Below are 23,425 nucleotides of genomic sequence, written 5' to 3'. Positions count from 1 at the left end.
TGTGACAGGCGCTTAACATTCATTGGTCTTTTCACTGTAAAGAGGGATGATTTTACTGGTGATATAGAGGAAGCGTGACCTTGATCACGTTTGCTTCGGCAGGGGATTTGTTCACAGCTTTTTGACTTCTGTCGATCGCATAACCGTCTTGGGCACTTGGGCGTGAATTTTTATTTTCAGTTGGCCGTTTATTCATTGGTATTTTTGTCACATAATACCCAACACAATTGAAAACTATTATCGTTACCAGTCAAAAATCTTGATCTAGGTAAAGTTATTAGGGTCATCGCTCAGTTACAATGGGCGCAGTTTTTCGAGCTGAACCTGTTGCAAGGTGGAATACGTAATGAAGTTAAGCGAACTCAGTCCCGGTGATCGCGGTATTATTTCTGAAGTGGGACGTTTAGCGTTACCACAAACCGTGAAGCGTAAGTTGTTGTCCATGGGGATCACGCCGAATACGCGTTTTTCATTGATCCGATACGCACCTATGGGCTCTGGTCTCGAACTGGATATTCGTGGTAGTAAACTTTGTATGCGCAGAGATTTGGCAGACATCATTGAGGTGGAAAAGGCGAATGACTAAGCAGTTTCATTGCGTCACAGTCGGTAACCCGAATGCGGGTAAATCGACGCTCTTTAACGCGCTAACCGGCGCGAATCAACAAGTCGGTAACTGGTCTGGTGTGACGGTCGAGAAAAAGACTGGTCATTTCACCTTAAACGGTGCCGATGTCTATCTGACCGATTTACCGGGTATTTACGATCTTCTGCCTGCGGGCAATAGTTGCGATTGTTCACTCGATGAGCAAATTGCGCAGCAATATCTCGCCGAGCAACGCGTCGATGGCATTATCAATTTAGTCGATGCCACTAACATCGAACGTCACTTATACCTCACTGCCCAATTGCGTGAACTCGCGATCCCTATGGTGGTGGTGTTGAACAAAATCGATTCTGCAGTCAAACGCGGTATCAAAGTCGATTTAAAGAAAATGAGCAAAGAGCTGGGCTGCCCCGTGATTGGTGTGTGCTCTCGCGATCCTGCCGATGTGGAAAAAGTGCAAGCGCAGGTACTCGATTTACTGCAAGGCCGAGTCTCTGAAGCGCCATTAGTGCTGCATTATGATGAACAAATTGAAGCGGGCGTGCAGTTACTTTGTAGCAAAGACGCGCAATTAAGCCGTGGCCGCGCCTTGGCTATGTTAGGCAATGGTTCAGGTTGTGGCAGCTGTCAGAATGCTGAGCTGCAGGATGAAGTGAATACCTGTACCCAGATTATCTCTTCGCAAGGCCATGATATTGAAGTGATGGTGGCTACCACGCGCTTTAATTTCGTTGAAAAAGTGTTTCAAGGTTCAGTGAAAGAGTCGGGATTCCTCACCCTCAGTGACAAATTAGATAAACTCGTATTGCATCCCATGCTAGGCATTCCTGTGTTCTTGTTCGTGATGTATTTGATGTTTATGTTCAGCATCAATATTGGCAGCGCTTTTATCGATTTCTTCGATGTGTTTGCGGGTGCGTTGTTTGTCGACCACTTTGGCGCATTTTTGACGAACATGGGCTCTCCGGCTTGGTTGGTCACTATTCTCGCTGGTGGTGTTGGCCAAGGTATTCAAACCGTGACCACGTTTATTCCGGTGATCGCTGCTTTATTCCTCGGTTTGTCAGTCCTTGAAAGCTCTGGCTACATGGCCCGCGCTGCATTTGTAGTTGATGGGTTAATGCGCCGTATCGGTCTGCCCGGTAAAGCTTTCGTGCCTATGATTGTCGGCTTTGGTTGTTCTGTGCCAGCGATTATGGCGACGCGGACCTTAGGCAGTGAACGTGAGCGTATTGTCACGGGTATGATGGCGCCATTTATGTCCTGCGGTGCACGTCTGCCAGTATATGCGTTATTTGCCGCGGCTTTCTTCCCCGATTCTGGGCAGAATTTAGTATTTTTGCTTTATGTAATTGGTATCTTTGCCGCTATCGGTACGGGTTTATTACTCAGAAGCACGCTGTTACCGGGTACCAGCAGCGCTGTGGTGATGGAACTGCCAAGCTATGAAATGCCAAAACTCAAAGCCGTAATGGTCCGTACAGGTAAACGCACTAAGAGCTTTATTTTAGGTGCGGGTAAAACCATTGTGCTGGTGGTGACGTTACTAAACTTTATCAATGCCATTGGTGTTGATGGCACTTTCGGCCATGAAGACAGCCAAGCATCTTTGCTGAGTGTCGCGAGCCAAAAAATCACGCCTATCTTCTCGCCTATGGGCATAGAGCAGGATAACTGGCCAGCAACGGTCGGAATTATCACAGGTATTTTTGCTAAAGAAGCGGTTGTTGGTACCTTAAACAGTTTGTACAGCACTGCTGCGCCCGCTGATGAAGAGCTGACACCCTTGAGTGAAAGCTTTAATGCGGCTCTGGCGACGATTCCTGCAAACTTGTTTGGAATTGATCTGGAAGATCCGCTGAAGTTGTCGGTTGGTGATTTGACTAATAAAGAAGCGATAGCGGAAGAGCAAGGCGTCGCGACATCGACCTTCGGTGCTCTGCAAGCTGGTTTCAGTGGTAAAATTGCGGCGTTCTCTTACTTGCTGTTTATCTTGCTGTATACCCCTTGTGTTGCGGCGATGGGCGCTTTAGTGCATGAGTTTGGTTCCCGTTGGGCGACATTTGCGGCAACGTGGACTTTCTCACTGGCCTATGGTTCAGCGACGGTGGTCTATCAAGCGGCAACCTTTACGCAGCATCCTGTGCAATCGAGTCTGTGGATTGGCTTCTTCCTGTTTGCGTTAGTGGCCTTTTATCAGTGGCTGAAACGTAAGGGCAGAAGAACCCAGCAGATCATTCCGGGGATCCGCATCATTACCGAGTAAGATTTACTGAGTCAACATGACTGAGTAATAAATGTCAGCTTAGTTAGGTCAAAGATAAAAGCAGCTTTCATGGCTGCTTTTATTGTTTTACTATCGCGGCTATAACCCAGCCGGTCAAAAACCATAGTTTTTAGCACTAGGCATTGTAACTAGTAGTGATCTGTAGGATCATGCTGGTTTTCTTAAAATTGCCATTGTTCGCAAAGAGGAATTCCATGAGTCATGTGGACACTGAAGTACGTCCGAGTAACTTTATTCGTAATATCATAGATGAAGATTTACAAAGCGGTAAGCACACGAGTGTACAGACTCGTTTCCCGCCGGAACCGAATGGCTATCTTCATATTGGTCATGCTAAATCTATCTGCTTAAATTTTGGGATAGCGCGAGACTATAATGGTCTGTGTAATTTACGTTTTGACGATACTAATCCTGAAAAAGAAGACATTGATTATGTTAATTCTATTCAGGCGGATGTGCGTTGGCTTGGATTCCAGTGGGATGGCGATGTACGCTATTCATCAAACTATTTTGATCAGTTACATCAATATGCAGTTGAACTGATCAACAAAGGTTTGGCTTATGTGTGTTTCTTGAATGCTGATGAAACTCGCGAATACCGTGGCACGTTAAAAGAGCCAGGTAAAAACAGTCCTTTCCGCGACACATCAGTCGAAGAGAACCTCGCCTTATTCGCTAAGATGCGCGACGGTGGTTTTAAAGAAGGTGAGTGTGCGCTGCGTGCAAAAATTGATATGGCGTCGCCATTCATGTGTATGCGCGATCCTATCATCTACCGTATTCGTTTTGCCCATCACCACCAAACGGGTGACAAGTGGTGCATTTACCCAATGTACGACTTTACCCACTGTATTTCTGATGCGTTAGAACATATTACCCACTCTTTATGTACTTTAGAGTTCCAAGACAACCGTCGTTTATACGACTGGGTGTTGGATAATTTGAATGATTTTCAAGCGCCGAATCGTACTCGTCAATACGAGTTTTCACGCTTAAATCTTGAATATACCTTAATGTCTAAGCGTAAGCTAAACGACCTTGTGACTCGCAAATTAGTGTCAGGTTGGGACGACCCACGTATGCCAACGATTGCTGGTCTACGTCGCCGTGGTTACACGCCTGCGTCAATTCGCGAGTTTTGCCAACGTATCGGCGTGACTAAGCAAGAGAATATGATTGAAGTTGGCATGTTAGATGCGTGTATTCGTGAAGAACTGAACGAACATGCACCGCGTGCGATGGCCGTATTACGTCCATTGAAAGTGATCATTGAAAACTATGCTGAAAGTGAACTTGAGTACATTCAAGCGGCCGCTCATCCAAATGATGAGAGAATGGGGACGCGTGAATTAGCCTTTGGCCGTGAAATATTGATTGATGTGGCTGACTTTAGAGAAGAAGCCAACAAACAATACAAACGTTTGGTAGCAGGTAAGGAAGTGCGTTTACGTAATGCCTATGTGATTAAAGCTGAGCGTTGTGACAAAGACAGCGAAGGCAATATCACGACGGTTTACTGCACTTATGATCCTGAAACCTTAGGTAAAAATCCTGCTGATGGCCGTAAAGTTAAAGGTGTGATCCATTGGGTTGAGGCATCTACTGCTAAACCAGCTGAATTCCGTCTCTATCAGCGTTTATTTACCGATCCTAATCCTGCTGCGGCAGAGACTGTGGACGAAGTATTAAACCCTGAATCCTTAGTGGTAGTGCACGGTTTTGCTGAAGCAAGCCTAGTGAATGCGCCAGCAGAAAAAGCTTATCAGTTTGAGCGTGAAGGTTATTTCTGTGCTGACAGCAAAGATTCGTCAGCGGATAATTTAGTGTTTAACTTAACTGTAGCGCTGCGTGATTCTTTCGAATGATTTAATAGAATTAGCTTGATTGAATTGGTTTGATGAAATGAGTCAAACAGTTCAACTCAACGAAGCTAACTTGAATTAAGCTAAGTTGTTCTGATCATTAATCAGACCCAAAAAAGAAGGCCTTTAGGCCTTCTTTTTTATTTTATGAATCAGCGATAAAGCTATTGGCTGGTGTGAGTGACAGTTAATTCGACTGGTTATTGATACATAGGACCAAAGCCTAGGCTCCATAAGATAACGCTGGTTGCCATTAGCCCTACTAACAGCACTAAACCTGCGGTCACCATAGAACTGGCGTAGATAAAGCCTTTCTCTTCAGGGATATTCATAATGATCGGCACACCCGCGTACAGTAAGTACACTGAGTAAGCCAAACCAATCAATCCCACTATCATGATAAACCACAGCACTGGATACAACGCAGCTAAACCGACCATGAACAATGGCGTAGCGGTATAGGACGCGAGTTCTAACGCTTGGATGTAGGTTGGGTTTGCATCGAAGGTTTTTGCCATCCAATAGGCCAAATAGGCGAGGGCAAATACGCCCGCAATCAGACCTAAATACATGCCAGCTGACATAAACATGGCGCTTTGAGGTGTGAGGTAAATCGGATCGCCAGCGCCTGGGTTCCAGCCAATATAAGCCGTAGCAATATAACTGCAAATTGCAGGGATTAAGGCGATCAGTACCACATGACTTAAGCTACTTTTTAGTGCCTCATGGTTTTTTTCAATTGTGTGCCACTCTTGTTTAGGATGAGTGTATAGCCCCATTAAGTGATTCAATATCATTATAATTATCCTTGTTCAGCATTGATGAATGGCTCGCCAAACGTCAGACGAGCTGATAACAGCTCCACAATCGAGGTTAAAATGGTGTCCTGTCCCTTTAACTGCCGATTGGTGACACATACAGAAGTGAGAAGCTGTGTGATCAGGATCTCAGTTCTTTAGAGTGTAGATTATTTATTGAACAAAAAGTTCGGCACGTCAAGTTTACTGAAGCCTAATGCTATAGCTTATGAGTAAATATGCGTAAAATAGCGCGATATTCAGAATGATATTGAGTGAGTCCATGCAGCAACTTCTTGCCCCCATCCACGCGTTTCTTCGCTGTGAAACACCGCAAACTTGGATTGATGTCGCGATAAAATCAGATTCCTTGGATGAGTTGCTTATCGATCATTGTAACTGTGAGTTAAAAGCGGCCCAGACGGCGATATTTTTGCTACGAAAATATGCGTTAGATAAAGACAGTGGTCGAGCTCTGTTGGGGTGGGCGAAACCCTATGAAGAGTTTATCTATTCGCAAGACCACGATGTGGTGAGTTTTCTGGCGCGCGATGTGAAAAAGAATGAGCTGGTGGCCGAACTTATGCCTAAGCCAAACTTTAAGTTTGCCGCTAATTTGGTTTCACCTTTAATCCGCTTGATTAAAGAAGAGTTTCATCATTTTGAGCAAGTATTGGAATTGATGCACAAACGCAGCATTGAGTATCGTAATATTCGCGCAGGCCGTTATGCCAAAGGCATGATGAGCTATGTAACCACCCATGAGAAAGATATCCTGCGGGATAAGCTGATTGTGGGGGCGTATATTGAGGCGCGTTCGTGCGAGCGTTTTGCTAAGTTGGCGCCCTATTTAGACGGTGAGCTGAGTAAGTTTTATGTGTCACTGCTGCGCTCTGAAGCTCGCCACTATCAAGATTATCTTGCATTAGCACAGTTGGTTTCACCTGAGGATATTAGCGAGCGCGTAAAGTACTTTGGTGAGTTAGAGGCTGAGTTGATTCTGGCGCAGGATGATGAGTTTCGTTTCCATAGTGGATCGCCGCTAGCAAATTGATTTGAAGCACCTTCTTTTTAAAAATTGATGAATTAAGTCGATATAGCTAAAACGATTAACGGTTCGCTCGAACCGTTAATATAATGCGTCTTTAACCTCAAACAAGGTCAATAAAAGCAAGCTAACTTAAGTTGTATGCTCGAAGGGTAAGGACTGTAAGTTAATCCCTTCGGCGCTCACACTCAGCACACTCCCTTGCTCATACCAATCGCCAACCACAATACGTTGACAGTCATTAGCAAGTAGATGAATGGCGGGTCTATGGGTATGACCGTGGATCATATGTTTGGTGTGGGTCTTGGCAAATAACGCATCGACCGCATTGGGCTCCACATCCATGATGGTGTAGCTTTTTTGCTGATTGCTGCTTTTGCTATTGCTGCGAATTTTATCGGCAATGCCCTGACGAGTTTTCTTGGATAAACAACCATATAGCCAACGCGCCAGTGACAAACTGCGCAGTTTTCGAAAGCGTTGGTAGGCTTTATCTAAAGTACACAAGCTGTCGCCGTGTAAGATAACCGTCTCTACGCCGTATAAATTCAGGCACGTCACTTCGGGTAAGATTTGCATTCCTGCGGCGCGCGCAAATTGCTTGCCTAACATAAAGTCACGGTTGCCGTGGATGAAATACACCGGCAGCTTTTGTGATACTTGCTTGATTTTTTCGGCGAGTTCGAGGGCAAAAGGTAAGGCAATATCATCGCCAACCCAGACTTCAAACAAATCACCTAGGATATAGAGGGCGTCGGCATCATCGAGCTCAGTGTCGAGGAAGCGAGTGAACGCTTGGGTGATATCAAGACGATCTGCACTCAGGTGCAGATCGCCTATAAATAAAGTTCGCATTCGCAGGAATTATGCCGCAACGCTGACTTTTTCAATCACAATGGCTTCTAATGGCACATCTTGATGCATGCCACGGTTGCCAGTGCTAACGGCTTTGATTTTTTCGATAATATCCATGCCTTCAACGATTTCGCCGAATACGCAGTAGCCCCAGCCTTGTGAGGTTTCTGATTTGAAATCGAGGAAAGTGTTGTCGTTCACGTTAATGAAGAACTGTGCTGTGGCCGAATGTGGATCAGAAGTACGTGCCATAGCGACAGTACCAGTACGGTTTGATAAACCGTTATTGGCTTCGTTTTTCACTGGCTCGTTACAACGCTTTTGGCTCATGTCTTCGTTGAAGCCACCACCTTGGATCATGAAACCGTCAATCACACGGTGGAAGATAGTGCCGTCGAAGAAACCTTCGTCAACATATTTCATAAAGTTTGCTACTGTTAACGGCGCTTTTTCAGCGTTCAGTTGCAGTTTAATGTCGCCCAAATTGGTGTGTATTGTGATCATGTTTTCATACTCTCTGTAAATAGTGGCGCGATTCTAACTTATCTCGGATTGCGCGCAAAGTGCAGTATTCAAAACCTGTCAGGCCGTGGTAGACTGACTCCTTGATTTTACACCTGAATGTATCATTGAAGAGAATATCGATGTTGAAGATTTACAACAGTATTACCCGCCAAAAACAGGAATTTAAGCCGATTACTCCCGGAAAAATCGGGATGTACGTGTGTGGCGTGACCATATACGATCTCTGTCATATTGGTCATGGCCGTACTTTTGTTTCCTTTGACATGATAGTGCGCTACCTGCGTTACGCGGGTTATGAAGTGAATTTTCAGCGCAATATTACCGATGTTGATGACAAAATCATCAAGCGCGCTAACGAGAATAACGAAAGCTGTGAAGCCTTAACCGAGCGTTTGATCGGTGAAATGCATCAAGACTTCGATGCCTTGAATATGTTGCGCCCCGATTTTGAACCGCGCGCAACCCTGCATATTGCCGAAATCATCGACATGGTTGAGTTATTACTCGCCCGTGGTCATGCCTACGTGGCGAGCGATGGTGATGTGCTTTTCAGCGTGGCTTCCTATCCTGATTACGGCCGTTTATCGGGTCAGAATTTAGATCAACTGCAAGCCGGTGCTCGGGTTGAAGTGGACGAAACCAAACAAAATCCAATGGATTTTGTGTTGTGGAAAATGTCTAAACCTGGTGAACCAACGTGGGAATCGCCATGGGGACCAGGTCGTCCTGGCTGGCATATTGAATGTTCGGCCATGAACAGTAAGCATTTAGGTCTGCATTTTGATATTCATGGCGGCGGCTCTGACTTACAGTTCCCGCACCATGAGAACGAAATCGCCCAGTCTTGCTGTGCCCATGACACGCCATACGTGAACTATTGGATGCACACTGGCATGGTGATGGTTGACCGTGAAAAAATGTCTAAGTCGTTAGGCAACTTCTTTACCATTCGCGATGTACTTGGTCACTATGATGCTGAGACTGTGCGTTATTTTCTGTTATCTGGCCATTATCGTAGCCAACTGAACTATTCAGAAGATAACTTAAAACAAGCTCGCTCAGCCTTAGAGCGTTTGTATACGGCCATTAAAGATGTCGACTTAACTGTCGCTGCGGCGCCAGCAGAAGAGTTTGTCGCGAAATTTAAAGCGGCGATGGATGATGACTTTAATACACCTGAAGCCTATTCAGTCCTGTTTGACATGGTACGTGAGATCAATCGCTTAAAACTGACCGATATGGCACAGGCATCGGCATTAGCAGTCACCTTGAAGCAATTAGCGGATGTTTTAGGCTTATTAAGCCAAGAGCCTGAAGCTTTCTTCCAAGGCGGCGGTAGTGACGATGAAGTGGCTGAAATCGAAGCTTTAATCGTTGAACGTAACCGTGCTCGTACTGAAAAGGACTGGGCTGCTGCGGATGTGGCGCGTAACCGTTTGAATGAGTTAGGCGTTGAGCTCGAAGATGGCCCAAGTGGTACCACTTGGCGTAAGAAATAAGCTTAGTTAGTTGTTTTCTCTCATCTAGACGAAATCTTCAGCCATAAAAAAACCTGCATCATGCAGGTTTTTTTATGGCTGAAGAACTTTAGAACTTAGTCGTGATATTGCTCGGCAGCGTATAAGGTATTTTCCAATAGACTCGCAATTGTCATCGGACCAACACCGCCGGGGACTGGAGTGATAAAGCTGGCATTTTGCGCCGCCACGTCATATTGCACATCGCCGACTAAGGTGCCGTTATCTAAACGGTTAATGCCTACGTCAATGACGATAGCGCCGGGCTTGATCCACTCACCAGGAATGAAGCCGGGTTTACCGACTGCGACAACCACGAGATCTGCGATACGAATTTTTTGCTCAAGATTCTTAGTGAAACGGTGGCAAGTGGTCGTAGTGCAACCCGCCAACAGTAATTCTAACGTCATAGGACGACCGACAATATTAGACGCACCAACCACGACAGCATCTAAACCATAAGTATCAACGCCGGTGGATTTGATGAGTGTCATTATGCCCATCGGCGTACAAGAGCGCAGCACAGGAATACGCTGGGCTAAACGGCCAACGTTGTACGGGTGAAATCCATCAACATCTTTATCTGGGCGAATTCGTTCGATGACTTTTGAATCTTCGATATGGGCAGGTAATGGCAGTTGTACTAAAATGCCATCGATGGTCGGATCATCATTCAGACTATCAATAAGGCTCAGCAACTCATCTTCACTGCAACTTGTATCTAAATCGTATGAACGAGAAATAAATCCAACTTCCTCACAGGCCTTACGTTTGCTTCCAACATAAACCTGTGATGCCGGATCGGCTCCCACTAATACTACGGCTAAACCCGGAATGCGCTGTCCAGCCTCTTTGCGGGCGGTGACTTTTTCGCTGAGCTTAGTGCGGATGGATTGAGCAATCGCCTTGCCGTCGATTATTTGGGCTGTCATGGGTGTAGGATATCCTTTATATGGGCGATGGTTAAAACAGTAGTTAACACAGAGATTGGCAATCGCGGCTATTTTAACAGGGCACAGCTACTGTGTCATGGTTAAAGCCGTCGCCAAATGGATAAAAAAAACCGGATTAGCCTGATAATTCAGCACCTAGAGTCAATCAATAAAAAAATCGTTGACGGTTGTAAAGTGAGGGGATAAGATGCGCTCCGTTCTCAGGCAGATGTGTTCATCTTGCGCTGAAAATGTTATGTAAGACCTTCGGTGATTAGCGCAGTCCGGTAGCGCATCTGGTTTGGGACCAGAGGGTCAGAGGTTCGAATCCTCTATCACCGACCACTTTATTATTGTTTGCTTCAATGAATTTAAAGATAATTTGAACTCAAATAAGTGAATGGTAGGGTTAGCTAAGTGCTTTCCAAAATCGGTTAGGATACAGAAAGTTCTGTAAACCATGCGCCCGTAGCTCAGTTGGATAGAGCACCCGCCTTCTAAGCGGGTGGTCGCAGGTTCGAATCCTGCCGGGCGTACCAGTTTCAGTGGTGATTGTAGCTCAGTTGGTAGAGTCCCGGATTGTGATTCCGGTTGTCGTGGGTTCGAGCCCCATCAGTCACCCCATTTTTTAGTACTTTGAGTACAAATTAAAAAAAGCGACCTTGTGTCGCTTTTTTTATACCCCAGATTCGGCTGTTGAGGCTCGACTCTGCAGAAAACGGTGGCTATAATGTCGCGTCTTGATAGATATCAACTATGAGCGACCTGTGCCTAAAGCCAGTAGTGGTGGGCATTGTAGTCAAATTTAATGATCAAGAAACGAATACCTGAATAGTTGATGAATCGGCTATTACAAAGGACGTTAGACAAATTTCGAGGTAAAACAATGCAAGTTTCTGTTGAAGCAACCCAAGGCCTAGAGCGTCGCCTGACCATTTCTGTTCCTGCTGAACAAATTGAAAAGCTGGTTAAAGACAGTTTACAACGTGAAGCTAAGCGTGCTCGTATCCCAGGTTTCCGTCCTGGTAAAGTGCCTATTACTGTAATTAACAAACGTTACGGCGCAGCGATTCGTCAAGACATCATGGGTGAAGTGATGCAACGTAACTTCATCGAAGCAATTATTGCTGAGAAGTTAAACCCAGCCGGTGCACCGACTTTTGTTCCAGGTTCAACTGATGGCGAAAAGTTCGAATTTATCGCTACCTTTGAAATCTATCCAGAAGTTGAGCTGAAAGGCTTAGATGCAATCGAAGTAGAACAACCAAAAGCTGAAGTGACTGACGCTGACGTTGACACTATGATTGAAACGCTACGTAAACAACACGCAACTTTCGCTGCTGTTGAACGTGAAGCTGCCGATGGCGACAAAGTGAAAATGAACTTTGTTGGCTCAGTTGATGGTGAAGAATTTGAAGGCGGCAAAGCTGACGATTTCGAACTGCAATTAGGCAGCGGCCGTATGATCCCTGGTTTTGAAGCGGGTATCTTAGGTCACAAAGCGGGTGAAGAATTTGTTATCGACGTGAACTTCCCAGAAGAATATCACGCTGAAAACCTGAAAGGTAAAGCCGCTAAGTTCGCGATCACGCTGACTGAAGTTCAAGCAGCTAACCTGCCAGAAGTAAACGATGAGTTTGCTGCTCTGTTCGGTATCAGCGAAGGTGGCTTAGAAGCCCTTAAAGCTGAAATCCGTAAAAACATGAACCGTGAACTTGAGCAAGCGTTAAAAGCTAACGTTAAAGAGCAAGTGATCAACGGTCTGTTAGCGAACAACGACATCACTTTGCCAAAAGCACTGATCGATGGCGAAGTTAACGTACTGCGTCAACAAGCAATGCAACGTTTTGGCAATCAAACGGCCAACATGCCTGAACTGCCAGCTGAATTGTTCACTGAACAAGCTGCACGTCGCGTTAAAATCGGTCTGTTATTAGGCGAAGTCATCAAGACTAACGAACTGAAAGCAGAAGACGAACGCGTACAAGGTTTGATCGCTTCTATGGCTTCTGCCTACGAAGATCCAAGTGAAGTTGTTGCTTATTACAACAGCAACAAAGAGCTGATGCAAAACATGCGCAACGTTGCTTTAGAAGAGCAAGCAGTTGAAGCACTGTTGAAATCTGCCAAAGTGACCGAAAAAGAAGTCGCTTTTGAAGAATTTATGAACAAGGCTACTGGTCGCGCATAAGCTAAGCTTGACTTGATTAGCTGTTCGCCATTTATAATGGCTCGTATGAGGCTCCTCATGCGAGCCATTTTTATTTAGGGAAGTGAATAATGCATAATGCGTCAGACATACAAAGTGCTTTAGTGCCTATGGTGATCGAACAGACTGCTAAGGGTGAACGCTCATACGATATTTATTCTCGTTTGTTGAAAGAGCGGATTATCTTTTTGGTAGGTCAAGTTGAAGAACACATGGCAAACCTTATCGTGGCGCAACTATTATTCTTAGAATCAGAAAGCCCAGATAAAGATATCTTTTTATACATTAACTCTCCAGGTGGCTCAGTCACCGCAGGCATGGCGATTTATGATACCATGCAGTTTATCAAACCGAATGTTAGCACTGTCTGTATCGGCCAAGCGGCCAGCATGGGCGCTTTCTTATTAGCCGGTGGTGAGAAGGGCAAACGTCACTGTTTACCAAACTCTCGTGTGATGATCCATCAACCACTGGGTGGTTTCCAAGGTCAAGCTTCTGACATCGCTATCCATGCCAAAGAAATCTTAGGCATTAAGAATAAGCTTAACCAAATGTTAGCCGAGCACACTGGCCAACCGCTCGAAGTGGTTGAACGCGATACCGATCGTGACAACTTCATGAGCGCGACTCAAGCCGTCGAATATGGCTTAGTTGACTCTGTGATGACGAAACGCGGCTGATTTTTGCTTTTGACTGAGCTATGCTCTGTAAAGGTTAAGCAAATTTAAGACAGGCAGTAGAGCAGACTGCAAATGAGGTAATTAATGGGCGACAACAAAAATAATGGTGACAGCGGTAAATTGCTGTACTGCTCTTTTTGCGGAAAGAGCCAGCATGAAGTCAGAAAACTCATTGCTGGCCCATCAGTGTATGTATGCGACGAATGTGTTGAGTTATGTAACGACATCATTCGCGAAGAGATTAAAGAAATCTCTCCAAAGCGCGATAGCGATAAGTTACCGACACCACATGAGTTGCGTGCACATTTAGACGATTATGTGATTGGCCAAGACAGGGCGAAGAAAGTGCTGTCTGTGGCAGTGTATAACCACTATAAGCGTTTGAAAAATGCGTCGCCTAAAGATGGTATCGAGCTGGGTAAGAGTAACATTTTACTTATCGGTCCAACGGGTAGTGGTAAGACGCTGTTGGCTGAAACCCTTGCGCGCTCACTCAATGTACCTTTCACTATGGCCGATGCCACGACACTGACTGAAGCGGGTTATGTGGGTGAAGACGTTGAAAACATCATTCAAAAGTTGCTGCAAAAGTGCGACTACGATGTAGAGAAAGCGCAGCGTGGTATCGTTTATATCGATGAAATTGATAAAATTAGCCGTAAGTCAGACAATCCATCGATCACCCGTGACGTATCGGGTGAGGGCGTGCAGCAAGCGCTGCTTAAGCTGATTGAAGGTACTGTTGCCGCGGTTCCACCACAAGGTGGCCGTAAGCATCCACAGCAAGAATTCTTACAAGTCGATACTTCTAAGATCCTGTTTATCTGTGGCGGTGCGTTTGCAGGGCTTGAGAAAGTGATTGAGCAACGTGCACACGTTGGTTCGGGTATTGGTTTCGGTGCTCAGGTAAAAGGCGAAAAAGAAAAGGCGACGATTTCTGAAACCTTAACTCAAGTTGAACCTGGCGATTTGGTCAAATATGGCTTAATTCCTGAGTTTATCGGCCGTCTGCCAGTGGTTGCGACTCTGACTGAGCTGGATGAAGAAGCCCTAGTGCAAATTTTATCTCAACCTAAAAATGCCCTGACTAAGCAGTACAGTGCGTTATTTGAGATGGAAGGCGTCGAGCTTGAGTTCCGCGAAGATGCACTTAAAGCGATAGCCCACAAGGCGATGTCACGTAAGACAGGTGCCCGTGGTTTACGCTCAATCGTTGAAAGTATTCTACTGGATACTATGTACGATATTCCTTCAGTCGATGGTGTTGTGAAGGCCGTTGTCGATGAATCAGTGGTGAAAGGTGAATCTGCACCTATCCTGATTTATGAGCACAATGAAGCCCAAGCAGCCTCTGGCGAGCAATAATTGTACTGATTGCTAATAAACTGAAAAACAAGGAGTCCAATGGACTCCTTTTTTCGTATTAGCCATTGAAACTCAATAAAGCGTCCCAATATACTCCAGTATTAATCCATTTCACCAAAGCGGAATCGAACTATGACCCAAGAGCGTGAAGCGCATATCGAACTCCCCGTGCTGCCACTGCGAGATGTGGTGGTCTATCCCCATATGGTAATTCCGTTATTTGTCGGACGAGAAAAATCTATTCGATGTCTCGAAACCGCAATGGCGCAGGATAAGCAAATTATTTTAGTGGCGCAGCGTGATGCCGAACTCGATGAACCATCAAAAGATGACATCTTCGAAGTGGGTACGGTTGCCTCTATTTTACAGTTACTTAAGCTGCCAGACGGCACAGTCAAAGTGTTGGTAGAAGGCGGTCGTCGCGCCCGTATTACCCGTTACACCCAAGAAACAGAATTCTTTGTGGCTAAGGCTGAGTATCTGGAATCAGAACCGCTGGAAGACAAAGAAGAAGAAGTGTTAGTGCGCAGTGCTATTGGTCAGTTTGAAGGTTATATCAAGCTGAACAAAAAGATCCCGCCAGAAGTCTTGACCTCTTTATCGGGTATCGATGAAGCGGCGCGTCTGGCAGATACTATGGCTGCACACATGCCACTTAAGCTTGAAGATAAGCAATCTGTGCTTGAGATGATCAATGTTGGCGAGCGTCTGGAATATTTAATGGCGATGATGGAATCGGAGATCGACCTATTGCAGGTTGAGAAACGTATCCGTACCCGCGTTAAAAAACAGATGGAAAAAAGTCAGCGTGAGTACTATCTGAACGAACAGATGAAAGCCATCCAGAAAGAACTGGGTGACTTAGACGAAGGCCATGACGAGTTTGAAGCCTTAAATCGTAAGATTGAAGAGGCTAACATGCCCGCCGAGGCGAAAGAAAAAGCCCTGGCTGAGCTTAACAAGCTACGTATGATGTCGCCAATGTCGGCAGAAGCCACAGTTGTTCGCAGCTATGTGGATTGGATGACGTCAGTGCCTTGGAGCCAACGCTCTAAAATCAAACGTGATTTAGCGAAAGCCCAAGAAGTGCTCGATACCGATCATTTTGGTCTGGAAAAAGTTAAAGAACGTATCTTGGAATATTTGGCAGTCCAAAGCCGAGTGCGTCAGCTTAAAGGACCAATCCTGTGTCTCGTTGGACCTCCAGGTGTGGGTAAAACTTCCTTGGGACAATCGATCGCTAAGGCGACCGGTCGTAAGTATGTGCGTGTTGCCTTAGGCGGCGTGCGTGATGAAGCGGAAATCCGTGGTCATCGCCGTACTTACATTGGGTCTATGCCAGGTAAAGTCATTCAAAAGATGGCCAAAGTCGGCGTGAAAAACCCGTTATTTTTGCTCGATGAAATCGACAAGATGAGTTCAGACATGCGCGGCGATCCGGCTTCTGCTTTATTAGAAGTGTTAGATCCTGAACAAAATGCGACCTTTAACGATCATTACCTCGAAGTCGATTACGACTTATCCGATGTGATGTTTGTGGCAACGTCTAACTCTATGGACATTCCTGGGCCACTACTTGACCGTATGGAAGTGATCCGTTTGTCGGGTTACACCGAAGACGAGAAGCTGAATATTGCTAAGCAACATTTGCTGAATAAGCAAATTGAGCGCAACGGCTTAAAAGCGGCTGAAATTAAAGTAGAGGATAGCGCTATCGTTGGCATTATCCGCTATTACACCCGTGAAGCGGGCGTGCGTTCGCTTGAGCGTGAATTGTCTAAGATTTGCCGTAAAGTCGTGAAAATGATTTTGCTCGATAAATCAGTAAAATCTGTCACTGTGAATCAAGAGAATCTTAAGTCATTCCTTGGCGTGCAGCGCTTCGATTACGGCAAAGCCGAGTCGAAGAACCAAATCGGTCAAGTGACAGGCTTAGCGTGGACACAAGTAGGCGGTGATCTGCTAACGATTGAAGCAACGTCAGTGCCTGGTAAAGGTAAGTTAACTTATACCGGTTCCCTTGGCGACGTGATGCAAGAGTCGATTCAAGCGGCTATGACCGTTGTTCGCGCCCGTGCGGAACAATTAGGCATCAATGCGGATTTCTACGAGAAGCGTGATATCCATGTGCATGTGCCAGAAGGTGCAACGCCAAAAGATGGTCCATCAGCTGGTGCGGCTATGTGTACCGCTTTAGTATCCAGCTTAACGGGTAACCCAGTGCGTAGCGACGTGGCCATGACAGGTGAAATAACCTTACGTGGTGAAGTGTTACCTATCGGTGGTTTAAAAGAAAAACTGCTTGCAGCACACCGCGGCGGCATAAAATTAGTGCTTATACCAAAAGAAAACGAGCGTGATCTGGAAGAAATTCCTGCCAATGTGATTGCCGATTTAGAAATTCGTCCCGTGCGTTGGGTCGATGAAGTGTTAAAACTGGCCCTAGAAAGACCGGTTGAAGGCTTCGAAGTGGTTAAAAACTTGGCATAACGCAAGAAATTGCGCTATCACGTTAAAAAAAATGAAAAAAGGGGCTTAACAAAGCGTAGACCTGTGGTAGCCTAGGTCTGTGGAGAGCCAGCTGCTCCAAGCCCTTGGCGCAACTGGCTTTGAGCTGTATCCAGTTTTATTTCTTTGGTTTTCGAACTCAGCTTGAACTTTGAATTCAAGCTTGTTATAAAAGCCTCCGCAGACCGCTCTAGAGACGGATTTGGTTGCGGCGCAAAAAAATTACATTCAAGGGGATGACATGAACAAATCTGAACTAATCGAGAAAATCGCATCTGGTGCTGACATTTCTAAAGCCGCTGCCGGCCGTGCACTGGATTCTTTTATCGCTGCTGTGACCGAAGGTCTGAAAGAAGGTGATAAAATTTCTCTTGTTGGTTTTGGTACTTTTGAAGTGCGTGAACGCGCTGAGCGTACTGGTCGCAACCCACAAACGGGTGAAGAAATCAAAATCGCAGCAGCTAAAATTCCAGCATTCAAAGCTGGTAAAGCACTGAAAGACGCTGTTAATTAATCATTAATATCGTAGCCTTTGTAAGGCATTCGTAATGACAAGCACTGTTTATCAGTGCTTTTTACGAATTGAAAGTAATGGAATATGAAGCTTAATTTCTACCATTACTCGGGGTTTTAGAATTTACCAGTGGTAGCGTCTGAATATTCCCCATAAATTACAGAAAGGCGCATCTCAAACTGATGCGCCTTTTTATTTTGTTAATCGCAACAAGCGAGAAATCTGATGTTAGAAAAGATCCGCGATGGTTCGCAAGGCGTGATTGCTAAAGGCATTCTCGTACTTGTGATTTTATCTTTTGCATTTGCAGGAGTCAGCAGTTACTTAGGTTCTACAACTGATGTGCCAGCAGCAGAAGTGAACGGTGACATAATCACTAAAGCCGAGCTTGAGCAGGCTTACCAAAGCGAGCGCTCTCGTATGGAGCAACAGCTAGGTGAGATGTTTGCTGCGTTATCTGCTGACGAAAAATATCTACAAAGCATTAAGCAGAGCGTATTAGAGCGCTTAGTGGCTGACAAACTGATTGATCAAGCGGCTAAGGCTATGGGGTTGCGTGTATCTGACGAACAGATTATTGCTGCCGTGAAAACTGAACCCGCATTCCAAACCGATGGAAAATTTGATAACGACCGTTATCAAGCGATTCTACGTCAGTTAGGTTATCAACCACAGGCGTTCAGAGACATGATGCGTGTCGATATGACTCGTCGTCAGTTAACGGCAGCGCTAGTTGGTACAGAATTTGTGTTAGCTGGCGAAGCTAAGCAGTTAGCTGAGTTACAAGGCCAAACCCGCGATGTGCGTTATTTAGTCGTTGATTCTGCGCCATTCTTAGCGACAGCGGTTGTGACTGACGAGCAAGTGAAAAACTATTATGACGCAAACCAAGGGCAGTTTATGAGCCCTGAAATGGTGAGCTTAGAATATGTTGAGCTGAATGCGGCTGATTTTGCTAAAAATAACCCAGTTTCAGATGAAGAAGCGCAAGCTTATTACGAAGAACATAAAGCGCAGTACGTGTCTAATGAGAAGCGTCTTGCCGCACACATTCTGGTTATGCCAGGTAGCGATGAAGCTGCTGCAAAAGCCAAGGCTGAAGATTTAGCTAAGCAATTAGACAGCGGTGCCGATTTTGCTGATCTGGCTAAAGCGAACTCTGACGATACCTTGAGTGCAGAGCAGGGCGGTAAACTGGATTGGTTTGAACCAGGCGTGATGGACCCCGCTTTCGATGCTGCATTATTTGCATTGAACAAAGGCCAATATTCTGCGGTGGTTAAAACTGACTTTGGTTTCCACATTATCAAGCTATTAGATGTGCAACCTGGTGTGACTGTACCGTTTGCCGATGTGAAAGCTAAGATAGTAGCGCAGTTGCAAGATAAGAAAGCAGTTGATCAGTTCTACAGCTTACAAAGCAAATTAGCTGATACTAGCTATGAAGTGCCAGATACGTTATCTGAAACCGCTAAAGCTGTGGGCGTCGATATTAAGACGACTCCACTGTTCTCTCGCGATAACGTTCCTGCAGCGCTGAACAAGCCTGACTTAGTCAAAGCCGCGTTCTCTGAAACTGTTATGCTGAAAGGGTTAAACAGTGAAGTGATTGAGCTTGAACCTAACCACGTAGTGGTGGTGCGTGTGAAGGAACATCACGATGCCGGCACTTTGGCCTTAGCGGAAGTGAAAGCCAATATCACAGAACGTTTGAAGCAAGATCAAGCAAACGAAGCTGCCCGTGCGAAAGCACAAGAGCTGATGGCCCAAGTTAAAGCTGGTGCAACGGATCTTGGTTTAGTGGCTAAAGCGAAACTAGGCCGCGGCGCGCAAGATGTTGATGCTGCGATTGTAGGCAAAGCGTTCCAAATGCCAACACCAAGCACTTCTCCAGTTGTCGATACCGTTGGTTTAGCAAATGGTTATGCCGTGGTTGCGCTAGATAAAGTCAACGCTGCTGAGGGTGTGAGTGATGAGCTGGTTAATGCCCTTAAACAACGCCTGAACGCACAATACAGCGAAGCAGACTACCGTGGCTTGATAGATTCACTTAAAGCCAATGCCAAGGTGCTTTACCCTGTAGAAGAATAATTTAAGTGAGGATAGCGCGTTGAACTGGTTATCCTGCTTGTAAACTTCGATTAAAAAGGCCAAGTGATTCCACTTGGCCTTTTTGTTTTTTCAATGCGATGAAGTGTGTCGATGATTGTGCAGTGAATAAGTTACTGCAACACAGTCAGATTCAATTTTCCATCACATCAAGCGCGGCGTTACAGTCGGGCTAGTCATCAACGCCTATCATCACGCTGCTGGCTTTGATAAGTGCATAAGCCGAATCCCCCACTTTAAGACCTAGGCGCTCGCAGGACGCTTTAGTCACCACAGAGGTCAATACGACTCCGGGTGCAAGTTCGATCGTCACTTCATTGTTTACCGCGCCCATTTCTATGGATTTGATCGTACCGCTGAGCGTATTTCTTGCGCTAATTTTCATCGTCTTTCCTTATTGAGGGATTATTAGGGAGTGATTGGTGAAAGCTAGTGTAGCGCATCTTAGTTCGGGCGTTGCAAATAAAAACGCCACTAAAAAGTGGCGTTTAACGTTGTGATAAGCAGTGACTAGCTATCGCAGTCGATTAGAGCTCGATAACGTCAAACTCAACGTATGGGTTAACGTCGGCATCGTAATCAATACCTTCGATACCAAAGCCGAATAATTTAATAAATTCAGCTTTGTATTCACGGTAATCCGTTAATTCTGACAAGTTTTCTGTGGTCACTTGTGGCCACAGATTACGGCAGTGTTGCTGAATATCTTCACGCAGTTCCCAATCGTCTAAACGGATGCGATTGTCGCTGTCAGTTTCTGGCTTAGCACCATCGGCGCGGAATAGACGCTCACTGAACATGCGATAGATTTGCTCCATACAACCTTCATGCAGACCTTCCTGACGCATTTTCTTGAATACCATAGCGATATACAAAGGCATGACTGGAATAGCCGAACTCGCTTGAGTCACAACGCTCTTCAGTACCGCGACATTAGCGCTGCCACCAGTGGCTGACAATTGCTCATTTAAGGCTTTTGCTGCGCGGTCTAAATCCATCTTGGCCTTGCCAAGGGCGCCGTGCCAGTAGATTGGCCACGTCAGTTCAGTACCGATATAGCTATAGGCTACGGTTTTGCAGTTATCCGCTAATACACCGGCTTCAGACAGGGCTTTGATCCACAGTTCCCAATCTTCGCCGCCCATCACTGTGACTGTGTCGGCAATTTCTTGCTCAGTTGCAGGCTCAACGGTGGCTTCAATGATGCAGTCTTTATTAGTATCAACCGCAGTAGCAGTGTAAGTTTCACCGATTGGTTTCAGCGCAGAACGGATAAGTTCACCAGAATCTGGCTGTTTGCGCACAGGTGATGCCAGTGAGTAAACGACCATGTCGATTTCACCGAGATCTTGCTTAATAAGCTCGATCACTTTTTGTTTTGCTTCATGGCTAAAGGCATCGCAGTTAATGCTCTTAGAATATAAGCCTTCAGCTTTAGCAAATTTGTCGAAAGCGGCAGAGTTGTACCAACCCGCAGTACCTGGTTTCGTTTCAGTACCTGGCTTTTCGAAGAACACGCCAATCGTTGCGGCATCGCTACCGAAAGCGGCTGCGATACGTGAAGACAGACCGTAACCGCTTGATGAACCAACCACTAATACCCTTTTCGGGCCGTTAGCAATTTTACCTTTAGCTTTGGTTAGCGTGATTTGTTCTTGAACGTTTGCTTCACAACCGACTGGGTGTGTAGTGGTACAAATGAATCCACGAATTTTTGGTTTGATAATCATGTTTAAGCTTCTTCTATCAAAATGACCAATAGGATAAATATTTCGGCGGGTAAATGGCACCTATTTTTAGCCAATTCACCTGATTATTTAAGTGGTTGGAGCAGTTTAACGTTTATGGACAAACAGACTTTGCTCTTGGATCAACCTCTGGGTATATTCATGTTGTGGCGAGTTAAATATCTGTTCTGTAGGCGCTTTCTCGACCATAACACCTTTGTGCAGCACCATGATTTTATCGCTAACATGGCGAATAATATTGAGATTATGGGATACGAAGATATAAGACAAGCCGAGGTCTTTTTGCAGTTTCAGCAGCAAATTAAGAATTTGTGAGCGTACTGAAAGGTCAAGCGCGGTCAAGGCTTCGTCGGCAATAATAATTTTAGGATTGAGCATTAAGGCTCGCGCTACCGCAACGCGCTGTTTCTGGCCTTCGGAAATCATGTGCGGATAAAACTCCGCATGCTCAGGTAATAAGCCCACTTTACGCAATGTGTCGACCACTTGGGTGTGCCGCGATTGCGCCGACATTTTGGTATTAAAACGCAGCGGCTCATCGAGCAACTGGCCAATTGTCAAACGCGGGTTTAGTGAGGTATTCGGATCTTGGAAAATCATTCGAATCAAGCGGCATCTTTGCTTGATATCGCGGCTGTCTAAGGCTTCACCTTCGAAAAAAATCTCGCCGCCGCTGCGGGGCTCAGCACCGACCAAAATGCGGGCTAAGGTACTTTTACCCGAACCCGCTTCACCCACTATGGCTAAGGTTTCGCCGCGCTGGAGCTCGAAGGATACGGGCGCTAATGCATCGTTATATTGGCGGGAAAAGCCTCGATAACCGGTATCGTATCTTTTATAAAGATCGTTAACTTTAAGCAGTGGGGTCGTCATTGTGGGTTTCGCCGTGATAAGGGAAATGACAGGCAAAATAGCGGTCTTTAATATGACTTAAATTTGGCTGATTAACGCATTTTTTTTGGGCTTCGGGGCAACGAGGCCCTAAGCGGCAACCGATTGGCAAATGCTGTAAGGCAGGCGCAGACCCTGGAAGGGTAGGCATAATCGCCTTGTGGCCACCTGAGCCTGAATAGTCGGGCATGTTGTCAAGCAGCGCCTTAGTGTAAGGATGATAAGGCTGCTTAATCACTTCGTCTGTCGGCCCTGATTCCATAACCTGACCGCAATAGAGCACGGATAAGTGATCGCACCATTGGGCTAAGGTTTCAAGCTCGTGGCTGATCAATAGAATCGATACATTTTGTAATTGATTTAATTGAGATAATAATCTGAATATCTGCGCTTGAGTGCTGAGCTCCATCGAGCTTGTGGGTTCATCGGCAATCAAGAGGCGAGGCTGATTAGCAACCGCCATCGCAATCATCACCTTTTGGCATTCGCCTTCGGATAATTCCCACGCATAGCTAGACATTACCTGTCGAGGATTTTTAATCCCGACTTTATGCAGCCATTTTTGCGCTGTCAGCCGTGCATGTCGACGTTTTTGCCAAAAATAGGCATTGGGATTCTTAGGCATAGCTTGCATCAGCTGACTGCCGACGGTTTGCGCCGGATCTAAGCTGCCCGATGGATCTTGGAAGATCATCGCCATGTCTGAACCCATTAGATTGCGGCGCTCTTTTGAGCTCATAGCCATCAAGTTATTGCCATCCCACATCATGCGATCGGCTGTGATGGTCCAGTTGGGACCTGGGATCCCAAGAATCGCTCTGGCTAATAAACTTCGTCCAGAGCCTGACTCACCGACTAGGCCATGAATTTCGCCGGCATTGAGCGTTAAGCTGACTTTTTCGAGCGCCCGCACTCTACCGTGGGGCGTATCGAGTTCAATCGTGAGATTTCGTACGTCGAGTAAAGGCATA

19 protein-coding genes and 3 tRNA genes are annotated in these 23,425 nt (G+C 45.8%); 14 read left to right on the top strand and 8 right to left on the bottom strand.

Annotated elements, in window-relative coordinates:
- Positions 1 to 346 precede the first annotated feature (346 nt).
- The 3 genes from Q4Q54_RS02115 (at position 347) to glnS (ending at position 4,759) form a co-directional block, all read left to right on the top strand.
- Positions 347 to 586, top strand: coding sequence for a ferrous iron transport protein A (locus tag Q4Q54_RS02115; RefSeq protein WP_006081114.1), 240 nt, complete (start codon positions 347 to 349; stop codon positions 584 to 586).
- The gene (gene feoB, locus Q4Q54_RS02110; RefSeq protein WP_311987508.1) at positions 579 to 2,873 is read left to right on the top strand and encodes a Fe(2+) transporter permease subunit FeoB; all 2,295 of its coding nucleotides are present in this window, start codon (positions 579 to 581) and stop codon (positions 2,871 to 2,873) included. The genes Q4Q54_RS02115 and feoB overlap by 8 nt, the downstream gene beginning before the upstream one ends.
- 215 nt (positions 2,874 to 3,088) lie before the next feature.
- Positions 3,089 to 4,759: a glutamine--tRNA ligase gene (gene glnS / locus Q4Q54_RS02105; RefSeq protein WP_311899940.1), complete on the top strand. Its 1,671-nt coding sequence runs from the start codon at positions 3,089 to 3,091 to the stop codon at positions 4,757 to 4,759.
- A 197-nt stretch (positions 4,760 to 4,956) separates the two neighbouring features.
- Here glnS and Q4Q54_RS02100 read toward each other — a convergent pair whose 3' ends face one another.
- On the bottom strand, positions 4,957 to 5,553 hold the full coding sequence (locus tag Q4Q54_RS02100; RefSeq protein ID WP_311899938.1) for a Yip1 family protein: 597 nt from the start codon (positions 5,551 to 5,553) through the stop codon (positions 4,957 to 4,959).
- A gap of 283 nt (positions 5,554 to 5,836) precedes the next feature.
- Between Q4Q54_RS02100 and miaE the strand changes: the two genes are divergently transcribed.
- Positions 5,837 to 6,607: a tRNA isopentenyl-2-thiomethyl-A-37 hydroxylase MiaE gene (gene miaE, locus Q4Q54_RS02095; protein ID WP_259507622.1), complete on the top strand. Its 771-nt coding sequence runs from the start codon at positions 5,837 to 5,839 to the stop codon at positions 6,605 to 6,607.
- 126 nt (positions 6,608 to 6,733) lie between these two features.
- Here miaE and Q4Q54_RS02090 read toward each other — a convergent pair whose 3' ends face one another.
- Together Q4Q54_RS02090 and Q4Q54_RS02085 are read right to left on the bottom strand one after the other, a co-directional pair.
- A complete protein-coding gene (locus Q4Q54_RS02090; protein WP_311987505.1) occupies positions 6,734 to 7,456 on the bottom strand; it encodes a UDP-2,3-diacylglucosamine diphosphatase in 723 nt (240 codons plus the stop codon).
- A gap of 9 nt (positions 7,457 to 7,465) precedes the next feature.
- Positions 7,466 to 7,960 (bottom strand): peptidylprolyl isomerase, encoded by a 495-nt coding sequence (locus tag Q4Q54_RS02085; protein ID WP_006081120.1) that lies wholly within the window; start codon positions 7,958 to 7,960, stop codon positions 7,466 to 7,468.
- A 140-nt stretch (positions 7,961 to 8,100) separates the two neighbouring features.
- Here Q4Q54_RS02085 and cysS point away from each other — a divergent pair, with 140 nt between their 5' ends.
- On the top strand, positions 8,101 to 9,480 hold the full coding sequence (cysS, locus tag Q4Q54_RS02080) for a cysteine--tRNA ligase (RefSeq protein WP_006081121.1): 1,380 nt from the start codon (positions 8,101 to 8,103) through the stop codon (positions 9,478 to 9,480).
- A 95-nt stretch (positions 9,481 to 9,575) separates the two neighbouring features.
- Here the strand turns inward: cysS and folD are convergent, their stop codons facing one another.
- Positions 9,576 to 10,430: a bifunctional methylenetetrahydrofolate dehydrogenase/methenyltetrahydrofolate cyclohydrolase FolD gene (folD, locus tag Q4Q54_RS02075; protein ID WP_311987503.1), complete on the bottom strand. Its 855-nt coding sequence runs from the start codon at positions 10,428 to 10,430 to the stop codon at positions 9,576 to 9,578.
- Between the two features lie 268 nt (positions 10,431 to 10,698).
- On the opposite strand from folD, the gene Q4Q54_RS02070 reads away from it, so the two are divergent.
- The 9 genes from Q4Q54_RS02070 to Q4Q54_RS02030 all read left to right on the top strand — a co-directional run bounded on the left by Q4Q54_RS02070 (position 10,699) and on the right by Q4Q54_RS02030 (position 19,797).
- Positions 10,699 to 10,775 (top strand) — tRNA-Pro (locus tag Q4Q54_RS02070).
- Positions 10,776 to 10,892: 117 nt separating this feature from the next.
- Positions 10,893 to 10,969, top strand: a tRNA-Arg gene (locus Q4Q54_RS02065).
- 9 nt (positions 10,970 to 10,978) lie between these two features.
- Positions 10,979 to 11,054, top strand: a tRNA-His gene (locus Q4Q54_RS02060).
- A 262-nt stretch (positions 11,055 to 11,316) separates the two neighbouring features.
- Positions 11,317 to 12,621 carry a trigger factor gene (gene tig / locus Q4Q54_RS02055; protein ID WP_006085365.1) on the top strand — a complete coding sequence of 435 codons (1,305 nt, stop codon included), beginning with the start codon at positions 11,317 to 11,319 and terminating at the stop codon, positions 12,619 to 12,621.
- Positions 12,622 to 12,710: 89 nt separating this feature from the next.
- Positions 12,711 to 13,319, top strand: a complete 609-nt coding sequence (clpP, locus tag Q4Q54_RS02050; protein ID WP_006081124.1) for an ATP-dependent Clp endopeptidase proteolytic subunit ClpP — start codon at positions 12,711 to 12,713, stop codon at positions 13,317 to 13,319.
- Positions 13,320 to 13,403: 84 nt separating this feature from the next.
- Positions 13,404 to 14,684 carry an ATP-dependent protease ATP-binding subunit ClpX gene (gene clpX, locus Q4Q54_RS02045; protein WP_006081125.1) on the top strand — a complete coding sequence of 427 codons (1,281 nt, stop codon included), beginning with the start codon at positions 13,404 to 13,406 and terminating at the stop codon, positions 14,682 to 14,684.
- A gap of 132 nt (positions 14,685 to 14,816) precedes the next feature.
- Positions 14,817 to 17,174, top strand: a complete 2,358-nt coding sequence (gene lon, locus Q4Q54_RS02040) for an endopeptidase La (RefSeq protein ID WP_071938997.1) — start codon at positions 14,817 to 14,819, stop codon at positions 17,172 to 17,174.
- A gap of 259 nt (positions 17,175 to 17,433) precedes the next feature.
- Positions 17,434 to 17,706 carry a nucleoid-associated protein HU-beta gene (gene hupB / locus Q4Q54_RS02035; protein WP_006081127.1) on the top strand — a complete coding sequence of 91 codons (273 nt, stop codon included), beginning with the start codon at positions 17,434 to 17,436 and terminating at the stop codon, positions 17,704 to 17,706.
- Between the two features lie 225 nt (positions 17,707 to 17,931).
- Entirely contained in the window at positions 17,932 to 19,797 is a 1,866-nt protein-coding gene (locus Q4Q54_RS02030) for a SurA N-terminal domain-containing protein (RefSeq protein WP_311987501.1), read from the top strand.
- 190 nt (positions 19,798 to 19,987) lie between these two features.
- Here the strand turns inward: Q4Q54_RS02030 and Q4Q54_RS02025 are convergent, their stop codons facing one another.
- The 4 genes from Q4Q54_RS02025 to Q4Q54_RS02010 all read right to left on the bottom strand — a co-directional run bounded on the left by Q4Q54_RS02025 (position 19,988) and on the right by Q4Q54_RS02010 (position 23,424).
- Complete coding sequence (locus Q4Q54_RS02025) at positions 19,988 to 20,200, bottom strand: molybdopterin-binding protein (RefSeq protein ID WP_006085368.1); 213 nt, start codon at positions 20,198 to 20,200, stop codon at positions 19,988 to 19,990.
- Between the two features lie 142 nt (positions 20,201 to 20,342).
- Entirely contained in the window at positions 20,343 to 21,545 is a 1,203-nt protein-coding gene (gene fabV, locus Q4Q54_RS02020) for an enoyl-ACP reductase FabV (protein WP_311987499.1), read from the bottom strand.
- A gap of 105 nt (positions 21,546 to 21,650) precedes the next feature.
- The gene (locus Q4Q54_RS02015; RefSeq protein WP_006085370.1) at positions 21,651 to 22,436 is read right to left on the bottom strand and encodes an ATP-binding cassette domain-containing protein; all 786 of its coding nucleotides are present in this window, start codon (positions 22,434 to 22,436) and stop codon (positions 21,651 to 21,653) included.
- Positions 22,417 to 23,424, bottom strand: coding sequence for an oligopeptide/dipeptide ABC transporter ATP-binding protein (locus tag Q4Q54_RS02010; RefSeq protein ID WP_006081132.1), 1,008 nt, complete (start codon positions 23,422 to 23,424; stop codon positions 22,417 to 22,419). The genes Q4Q54_RS02015 and Q4Q54_RS02010 overlap by 20 nt, the downstream gene beginning before the upstream one ends.
- Position 23,425 lies beyond the last annotated feature (1 nt).

The sequence above is a fragment of the Shewanella sp. SP2S2-4 genome (assembly GCF_031932025.1).
In the GTDB taxonomy this organism is placed as follows: Bacteria; Pseudomonadota; Gammaproteobacteria; order Enterobacterales; family Shewanellaceae; genus Shewanella; species Shewanella baltica.
The sequence above is the reverse complement of the archived record's forward strand: the minus strand, read 5'-3'. Positions and strand labels throughout refer to the sequence as shown.

Coding starts and splice junctions, on each gene's coding strand:
- fabV (WP_311987499.1), bottom strand. CDS start 21,545: ATGATTATCAAACCAAAAATTCGTGGATTCATTTGTACCACTACACAC.
- Q4Q54_RS02015 (WP_006085370.1), bottom strand. CDS start 22,436: ATGACGACCCCACTGCTTAAAGTTAACGATCTTTATAAAAGATACGAT.
- glnS (WP_311899940.1), top strand. CDS start 3,089: ATGAGTCATGTGGACACTGAAGTACGTCCGAGTAACTTTATTCGTAAT.
- clpX (WP_006081125.1), top strand. CDS start 13,404: ATGGGCGACAACAAAAATAATGGTGACAGCGGTAAATTGCTGTACTGC.
- tig (WP_006085365.1), top strand. CDS start 11,317: ATGCAAGTTTCTGTTGAAGCAACCCAAGGCCTAGAGCGTCGCCTGACC.
- Q4Q54_RS02025 (WP_006085368.1), bottom strand. CDS start 20,200: ATGAAAATTAGCGCAAGAAATACGCTCAGCGGTACGATCAAATCCATA.
- miaE (WP_259507622.1), top strand. CDS start 5,837: ATGCAGCAACTTCTTGCCCCCATCCACGCGTTTCTTCGCTGTGAAACA.
- folD (WP_311987503.1), bottom strand. CDS start 10,430: ATGACAGCCCAAATAATCGACGGCAAGGCGATTGCTCAATCCATCCGC.
- Q4Q54_RS02100 (WP_311899938.1), bottom strand. CDS start 5,553: ATGATATTGAATCACTTAATGGGGCTATACACTCATCCTAAACAAGAG.
- feoB (WP_311987508.1), top strand. CDS start 579: ATGACTAAGCAGTTTCATTGCGTCACAGTCGGTAACCCGAATGCGGGT.
- clpP (WP_006081124.1), top strand. CDS start 12,711: ATGCATAATGCGTCAGACATACAAAGTGCTTTAGTGCCTATGGTGATC.
- Q4Q54_RS02010 (WP_006081132.1), bottom strand. CDS start 23,424: ATGCCTTTACTCGACGTACGAAATCTCACGATTGAACTCGATACGCCC.
- Q4Q54_RS02115 (WP_006081114.1), top strand. CDS start 347: ATGAAGTTAAGCGAACTCAGTCCCGGTGATCGCGGTATTATTTCTGAA.
- Q4Q54_RS02085 (WP_006081120.1), bottom strand. CDS start 7,960: ATGATCACAATACACACCAATTTGGGCGACATTAAACTGCAACTGAAC.
- Q4Q54_RS02090 (WP_311987505.1), bottom strand. CDS start 7,456: ATGCGAACTTTATTTATAGGCGATCTGCACCTGAGTGCAGATCGTCTT.
- hupB (WP_006081127.1), top strand. CDS start 17,434: ATGAACAAATCTGAACTAATCGAGAAAATCGCATCTGGTGCTGACATT.
- Q4Q54_RS02030 (WP_311987501.1), top strand. CDS start 17,932: ATGTTAGAAAAGATCCGCGATGGTTCGCAAGGCGTGATTGCTAAAGGC.
- cysS (WP_006081121.1), top strand. CDS start 8,101: ATGTTGAAGATTTACAACAGTATTACCCGCCAAAAACAGGAATTTAAG.
- lon (WP_071938997.1), top strand. CDS start 14,817: ATGACCCAAGAGCGTGAAGCGCATATCGAACTCCCCGTGCTGCCACTG.